The 388-nt window shown below is 65.7% G+C and carries 1 protein-coding gene; it reads right to left on the bottom strand.

Translation table 11 applies throughout. From position 1 onward, the window contains the following. Window positions 1-350: (2Fe-2S)-binding protein (locus tag RVY79_RS17855; protein WP_317465851.1), on the bottom strand; the 350-nt coding region annotated here is incomplete at its 3' end. Between the last annotated feature and the right edge of the window lie 38 nt (window positions 351-388).

Below are 388 nucleotides of genomic sequence, written 5' to 3'. Positions count from 1 at the left end.
GCGGCCAGGTTTTGCAGTGAGGCGTCGCTGCCCTCGGCCTCGGCCATGGCTTCGGCGCCCTTCATCACGGCGCGCACGATGTTGTGATACCCGGTGCAGCGGCATAGGTTGCCGTCGAGCTGCTCGCGCACCATGTGTTCATCCGGATGGGGGTGTTGCGCGACCAGCGCCGTGGCAGCCATCACCATGCCGGGGGTGCAGAAGCCGCATTGCAGGCCATGGCACTCGCGAAAGGCTTCCTGCATCGGGTGCAGCGCACCATCTTTTGACAGCCCTTCGATGGTCGTCACTTCGGCGCCGTCAGCCTGGACGGCCAGGATGTTGCACGATTTCACCGCGCGTCCGTTCATGTGCACCGTGCAGGCGCCGCACTGCGCGGTATCGCAGC

The organism is Chromohalobacter sp. HP20-39 (genome assembly GCF_033052815.1).
GTDB lineage: Bacteria > Pseudomonadota > Gammaproteobacteria > Pseudomonadales > Halomonadaceae > Chromohalobacter.
Note: the sequence above shows the minus strand (reverse complement) of the source record. Positions and strands in the feature narration are given on the sequence as shown.